The sequence below is a fragment of the Arsenophonus nasoniae DSM 15247 genome (genome assembly GCF_000429565.1).
Taxonomy (GTDB): domain Bacteria; phylum Pseudomonadota; class Gammaproteobacteria; order Enterobacterales; family Enterobacteriaceae; genus Arsenophonus; species Arsenophonus nasoniae.
The window spans coordinates 1-6,417 of sequence record NZ_AUCC01000117.1 but is presented as its reverse complement, the minus strand read 5'-3'; the positions used below and the strand labels follow the sequence as shown (position 1 = coordinate 6,417).

Genomic DNA, 6,417 nt, shown 5'->3' with positions numbered 1-6,417 from the left:
TGTCTCCGACGGCGAGCATTATCATAACCATGAAAGTTACACATATTACCTCCTGACAATGGGTTTTGGTGGTGTGTGCCGGAGGTATCCGGATTAGATTTACAGTCATATTGGTAGTACCCTGGTGTTGGTTTTTAACTTAGCGACTGTATTTTTGTTATTTCACACACCCCAAAACCGACTGTTTGGGTGTTTTGTGGTTACGCTTTTTCAGCGAAAGAGTGTTAAAGAGCGGTACTGCTTAACTGTCGTCACTTGCCTTCATGTTCATACGCCTCAGGCTGGCTACTTAGCAACGTCTGGCAAAGTTTCAGATAACTCGTGGTATTGTCTGTCGTCTGCCTGTTGCAGTGAGTTGATGGGGTAATAATACAAGTGTTTCTTTATTAAAGCAAGTAAGTCTTGTTTAAAGGCAAGTTTAAGGTTGATTTTTGAGTTTAATTAACTGTTTTAAAATGGAATTTTATATGAAAAGAAATATTAAATGTGCCTTCAATGTGAAGGCTATGTGATGTGGAAAGTGATTGAGCTACTTTTACATAAACATTATAGATGCATTAAAAACTCTGCCTATAACCTTAACTGTATCTAGGTCAGCGATCTCATCTGGGTATTCAATGGAGTTAAAACTTCGTATAATTACTTTTTTTCCTGGTTGCCTTAATAAAATTTTTATTCTAAATAAGTCGTCTTGCTCAATAAAATAAATACCACCATCTACTATTGAATTATCGCAGCAATTAACAAATACTGTTGCTCCATTAGGTATTACTGGCTCCATGCTATTGCCGTGAACAGTAAATGCGTAAACACTTTTGGAAGGTATTCCATATCTGCGCAATGTTGATCGAGAATAACGGAGTTTAAAACCATTGTAATCCTTATTTTCGTTACATCCGCTACCTGCGGCTAACTCAATACTTTTATAAAAAGGGATTTCGACTTCATCATCTTCTAAAGGCGTTGATTCGTCCCATTCTGATATTTCCCGAAAATTCATTTTATTTTTTAAACGGCCATCTTTGTTTTTTTTCTCTCCAAACAAAAGCCAATTTACATTAATATCAAGTACATCAGCTATTTTCATTAATCTATTTTTTTTAGGTTCTGTGCTCGTTTCCCACTGTTGAACGGATTGAGGGGTAACACTGAGCTTTTCAGCCAGTTCAGCTTGAGTCATTTTTTTTGCAAGTCTTGCTTGCTTTATTCTTTCATGCATAGTTTTCATAGTCTAATTATACAAGCGTTACTTTTATTATTTCCAGCAAGTAAAACTTGCTTTTAAAAAGTAAATCTTGTATTTTACTTGTTGTTACGTAAGTACAAGGGTATAAATATGGAAGCATTGAAAGCGACCATTGAGAAAGCAGGTGGAGTTCCTGCATTGGCAAAATTGCTGAATATTAGCGATCAGGCCATTAGACAATGGACATATAAAGGATACATACCGCCTTCAAGGTACGCACAAATAAACAAATTGCTAGACATTCCTCTTGAAGATTTAGTGAAAAATAAAGAGGAATAAAAAAAACGCTCTTTAACAACCTGGCCTCCCTGAAATTGGGAGATTTATAAATTCCCAGCCCATCGGGAGGGATAACTATTATCTGAAACTTATGGAATTAAGTGTAGGATAAGATTGCTGCAAAGACTATCAAATCGTTATGCAATTCTTAATTTTGTGGCTCTTGTTTGTGATACAGCAAAGATTGATGTGTGAGGAAGTAAAGCAGCATTTTTATGCTTCACTGGTTTACTCTGACCATAACACTTACGGCGTGCATCACGAATAATAGCTAACTGATAGTCACTGGCTGTAGGATGAAATTCCTTAATGTGTTCGTAAGATTTATTCGGATTGAAACGTTTAGAACATACAGGGCATATAGCAGATGTTTTCTTCATAATATTTTTCCTTAACAAATTAGATGAATAAATAGTCCTGTTTGTGATGGAAAATGGGTTCTGCCACTTCGGTACATTGTCTCTAGAGAGATACGCCGTCCGCCCGTGCGTTAAAGTGCGCCGTTAACTTTTTTCAATCTCTGGCTGTTTGCCTTTGATACGAGAATAATTTGCGTAAAAAGCAAATGCGTAAAGCGCATTTTTAATCTCGACAAAAATTTTAATTCCATAAATTTTTATTTTATTGATTTTTAAGTTTTTTATTGAGATGTTGATGCGATAAAAGAATAAATAAGCCTATAACAATAGGCTATTAAGGGAAGAGATAGTAATCTAAGGAGCTCTGATACCGCGTTTTTTTAACATTTCATTAAAAATGAGTTCATAGTGAGTTTTTCTGTCTCTCATTTCTTTGATAAAGCGTTTAGCTTCTTCTTCAGGAAGGCTATCATACAGTTCAAGTAACTCTATTTGATCCGATTTGAGGTTACTATATTTTTGTTTGTTATTGCGTGAAGCATTATTGGTTTCACTACTATCTAGAAATAGATCAGCTACTTGCACCCCTAATGCTGAAGCAATTTTTAAAAGAGTATTTTCGCTATATCCTTGCTTGTTTCTTTCGAGACGAGAAATATTGCCTACATCGCTATTAATAGCTGTAGCCAATTGAAGAATGGTCATGCCTTTCTTTTTTCTAAGTTCTCTAATTCTAGTACCTACATTCATATTATAATTAAATATTCTTTTTGCGTTTTACACAAAGCGTTTTGCACATATTTGAAAGTTGAATTATTATGCGCATAACGCATCTAAAGGAGATCTTTATGCAGACACCATTACGAAAAATTAGAATTGAAAATGAATTAACAATTGTTCAAGTTGCAAACACTATAAACTGTGATGCAGGAAACTTGAGCCGATTAGAAAGAGGTACTCAATCTGCGTCTTTAGAATTAGCTGAGAAACTCGCGCGATTCTATAAAGGAAAAATTAGCGAAATACAAATTCTTTACCCACAAAGATTTATAAAAAATTAAATTCATTACCATAATCACCGAACGATGCGGTATACCATCGGGCGACCGGATAGCACTCTGCTAAATGGCTGAAGCGGCAAAACCCACTTAATCACTCACAATCTCACTCTATCTATTATTTTTTCACAAACCTCATAGAAATATTGAGGTAGGGAATTTTATTACTTAAGGATTATAACCATGGAATATTCAAATACTATCAAAATCACCTGCAAACCTGAGCATTTAGAGTCTTACTTCTACCAGAAGATGGCATCAGAAGGGGGGAATAACGGGTTTGCTAAATCACTCGGGATCCACCCCTCAACAGCGAGTCGGGATAAAACCAGAATATTTAAACTAGCCTGTCAGGTCGTCTCAGAATACGGCTTGCCTCGGCATGTGGTGAGTGTTTCTGGTTCACAGTCTCAAGAGGTTGTTATTACGAATATCTCAGGTGAAGAAATACGCAAGCTGATAGACATGCTGGAGCATTTGAGATTGCCAAAAAAAGAAGCTTCAGAGTTAAAAAACAATGAAGCTTTTGAGAATTGTAATGAGCTTTGTGTTTGATGAAGAAAGTTTAGTATTTCAAGGAGAAGGGAAACGGCAGTTTTCCCTTTTTTCTTTCAATTTCAGCGAGGTCATTATGCCAAAAAATCGCCGATTTTACCAGTCAAATATCCATAAAAACATTATTAGAGAGAGAGTCAATCGCTCTTTCACAGAGTTAGCCGCCAAGAAGCTAAAAGCTGCATTAGAAGATGCAAAGTTAAGGCTTAAACATCGTCAAAAATCCATTAGAGGTAATCAGTATGAGTAGAATAGCAACAAATTGGGTATGGAAAATTAATTTGAAAGCTTCTCAGAAGTTGTTATTACTTGCTCTTGCTGACAGAGCTGATGAACATCATTGTTGCTATCCCAGTATTCAAAGATTATCAAATGATACTGGATTAGATAGAAAAACTATTTGCCGACAAATAAACAAAATGATAGCTGAAGGGTTAATAATCGATACTGGAGAGCGAAAAGGAGTAACAAAACAAGTTAAAGTTTTACGATTAAATATAGAATTAGAACATACCCAAAAACGGAACAGTACCGAAATTGGTAACGATCCCAAAAACGGTACTTTGAAGGATCCCAAAAACGGTACTCAGAATCTATCAGTAGAACCTAACATAGAATCTAAAGATCTTAACACCCAAAACCCGATTGAAAAAAATACGATAAAAATATCTCGTTATGCGTTTGAAGGTGAAGTGATTCGACTCAACCAAAAAGATTTTGAACAATGGGCGTCGATATTTTCAGATATTGATTTATTGCAGGAATTGAAACGGTTTGATTTTGAATTCAGCAAAGAAAAACCTAAAAACTGGTTTTCAGCACTGAGCGCAAAACTGAATTATCAAAACGAGACGGCACGCAAACGGAAGCAACAAAGACAACCTGTAACCAATCAATCAACAATGACCATTGCTAAAAACGGCTTAGTATTTTTCTAGCCAAATCATCATGAAATCAATCATCAAATCAATACTCATCCGTGGGTACAACTACGGCTGGCTGAGCGCGGGCATTGTGCAATACGGGTTTGACAAATTCAATCTGAGGGAAGCATGATTAGCATTACGGAATTATCTGAGCGGTTGTGGCTTGATGTTGTCAGAGTGGCTGTGGGGTGTTTCAGAATACGGCTTGCCAAGGCATGTGGTGAGTGTGCCTGATTCATCGACACAGGAGGTTCTTATCACAAATATCTCAGGTGAAGAGATACGTAAGCTGATAGACATGCTAGAGCATTTGAGATTGCCAAAAAAAGAAGCTCCAGAGTTAAAAAACAATGGAGCCTGCAAATATCATATCGAACGTTGAGTTTAGTTAAGTATTTCAAGGAGAAGGGAAACGGCGAATTTCCCTTTTTTCTTTCAATTTCAGCGAGGTCATTATGCCAAAAAAACGCCGATTTTACCAGTCAAATATTCATAAAAACATTATTAGAGAGAGAGTCAATCGCTCTTTCACAGAGTTAGCCGCCAAAAAGCTAAAAGCCGCATTGGAAGATGCAAAATTAAGGCTTGAACATCGCGAAGAATCCATTAGAGGTAATCAGTATGAGTAGAATAGCAACAAATTGGGTATGGAAAATTAATTTAAAAGCTTCTCAGAAGTTGTTATTACTAGCTCTAGCTGACAGAGCTGATGAACATCATTGTTGCTATCCCAGTATTCAGAGGCTATCAAATGATACTGGGTTAGATAGAAAAACTATTTGCCGACAAATTAACCAAATGATAGCTGAAGGGTTAATAATCGATACTGGAGAGAGAAAAGGAGCAACAAAACAAGTTAAAGTTTTACGATTAAATATAACCGAAGAAGAGTACCAAAAACGGGATGATAAACAGTACCAAAATGGGAACAGTACCGAAATTGGTAACGATCCCAAAAACGGTACTTTGAACAGTACCAAAAACGGTACTTTGAAGGATCCCAAAAACGGTACTCAGAATCTATCAGTAGAACCTAACATAGAATCTAAAGATCTTAACACCCAAAACCCGATTGAAAAAAATACGATAAAAATATCTCGTTATGCGTTTGAAGGTGAAGTGATTCGACTCAACCAAAAAGATTTTGAACAATGGGCGTCGATATTTTCAGATATTGATTTATTGCAGGAATTGAAACGGTTTGATGTTGAATTCAGCAAAGAAAAACCTAAAAACTGGTTTTCAGCACTGAGCGCAAAACTGAATTATCAAAACGAGACGGCACGCAAACGCAAGCAGCAAAGACAACCTGTAACCAATCAATCAACAATAACCATTGCTAAAAACGGCCTGGTATTTTTCTAACAAAATCATTATGAAACCAATTATCAAATCAATACTCATCCGTGGGTACAACCACGGCTGGCTGAGCGCGGGCATTGTACAATACGGGTTTGACAAATTTAATCTGAGGGAAGCATGATTAGCATTACGGAATTATCTGAGCGGTTGTGGCTTGATGTTGTCAGAGTGGCTAAATATCTCTTACCTGAAGGCAAAAAAGAGGGTCAGGAGTGGGTGGCTGGCTCTGTGCATGGTGAGCAGGGTAAAAGTTTGAAGGTTAATCTCTCTGGCAAAAAGGTTTGGTCAGATTTTTCTGAAGGGACAGGGGGTGATTTACTCGATTTGTGGGTTCAGGTCAGGGGCTGTAGTTTGCATCAGGCGATGGCGGAAGCAAAGCAGTTTCTAGGGATAGCGGATGAATCGGGTACATTTGAAGCAAAAAGGAAAAAACAGTTTAAACGTCCACAACCCGCATCACTGAAAAAAACCGTCCGTGAACCACAAGACTGTTACGAATATCTTCAATCACGAGGCATAGACCGCAAAACGGCAAAAGAATTTCAGGTCAGTGATGGGATTGTCTGGTCACCTGAAGATAACAGGGAATTACCCGCTATCGCGTTCCCTTACAAGCGAGATGGCGAGCTGAT

The 6,417-nt window shown here is 37.2% G+C and carries 11 protein-coding genes and 1 pseudogene; 9 read left to right on the top strand and 3 right to left on the bottom strand.

Translation table 11 applies throughout. The features are described 5' to 3' along the window. Positions 1-535 precede the first annotated feature (535 nt). Positions 536-1,228, bottom strand: coding sequence for an XRE family transcriptional regulator (locus G468_RS0115505; protein WP_026823841.1), 693 nt, complete (start codon positions 1,226-1,228; stop codon positions 536-538). A gap of 108 nt (positions 1,229-1,336) precedes the next feature. Between G468_RS0115505 and G468_RS0115500 the strand changes: the two genes are divergently transcribed. Continuing rightward, entirely contained in the window at positions 1,337-1,525 is a 189-nt protein-coding gene (locus G468_RS0115500) for a Cro/CI family transcriptional regulator (RefSeq protein ID WP_026823840.1), read from the top strand. A 137-nt stretch (positions 1,526-1,662) separates the two neighbouring features. Here G468_RS0115500 and G468_RS0115495 read toward each other — a convergent pair whose 3' ends face one another. Beyond that, positions 1,663-1,905, bottom strand: coding sequence for a hypothetical protein (locus tag G468_RS0115495; protein ID WP_026823839.1), 243 nt, complete (start codon positions 1,903-1,905; stop codon positions 1,663-1,665). A gap of 333 nt (positions 1,906-2,238) precedes the next feature. Next, entirely contained in the window at positions 2,239-2,634 is a 396-nt protein-coding gene (locus G468_RS21405) for a helix-turn-helix domain-containing protein (protein ID WP_051297149.1), read from the bottom strand. 98 nt (positions 2,635-2,732) lie between these two features. On the opposite strand from G468_RS21405, the gene G468_RS0115485 reads away from it, so the two are divergent. The 8 genes and pseudogenes from G468_RS0115485 to G468_RS21385 all read left to right on the top strand — a co-directional run. Next, complete coding sequence (locus tag G468_RS0115485; protein ID WP_026823838.1) at positions 2,733-2,945, top strand: helix-turn-helix domain-containing protein; 213 nt, start codon at positions 2,733-2,735, stop codon at positions 2,943-2,945. Between the two features lie 180 nt (positions 2,946-3,125). Further along, positions 3,126-3,497, top strand: coding sequence for a hypothetical protein (locus tag G468_RS0115480; RefSeq protein WP_026823837.1), 372 nt, complete (start codon positions 3,126-3,128; stop codon positions 3,495-3,497). Further along, positions 3,481-3,747: a hypothetical protein gene (locus G468_RS21400; protein ID WP_034250169.1), complete on the top strand. Its 267-nt coding sequence runs from the start codon at positions 3,481-3,483 to the stop codon at positions 3,745-3,747. Before G468_RS0115480 ends, G468_RS21400 begins: the two co-directional genes overlap by 17 nt. After that, positions 3,740-4,435 (top strand): helix-turn-helix domain-containing protein, encoded by a 696-nt coding sequence (locus G468_RS22620; protein WP_051297148.1) that lies wholly within the window; start codon positions 3,740-3,742, stop codon positions 4,433-4,435. Before G468_RS21400 ends, G468_RS22620 begins: the two co-directional genes overlap by 8 nt. 157 nt (positions 4,436-4,592) lie before the next feature. Beyond that, positions 4,593-4,805, top strand: a complete 213-nt coding sequence (locus G468_RS0115465) for a hypothetical protein (protein ID WP_162143436.1) — start codon at positions 4,593-4,595, stop codon at positions 4,803-4,805. Between the two features lie 73 nt (positions 4,806-4,878). Next, a complete protein-coding gene (locus G468_RS24390) occupies positions 4,879-5,052 on the top strand; it encodes a hypothetical protein (RefSeq protein ID WP_167876675.1) in 174 nt (57 codons plus the stop codon). Further along, positions 5,045-5,788 carry a helix-turn-helix domain-containing protein gene (locus tag G468_RS22615; RefSeq protein WP_051297147.1) on the top strand — a complete coding sequence of 248 codons (744 nt, stop codon included), beginning with the start codon at positions 5,045-5,047 and terminating at the stop codon, positions 5,786-5,788. The genes G468_RS24390 and G468_RS22615 overlap by 8 nt, the downstream gene beginning before the upstream one ends. A gap of 114 nt (positions 5,789-5,902) precedes the next feature. Continuing rightward, a pseudogene (locus tag G468_RS21385) lies at positions 5,903-6,417 on the top strand (bifunctional DNA primase/helicase); the annotation flags it as partial.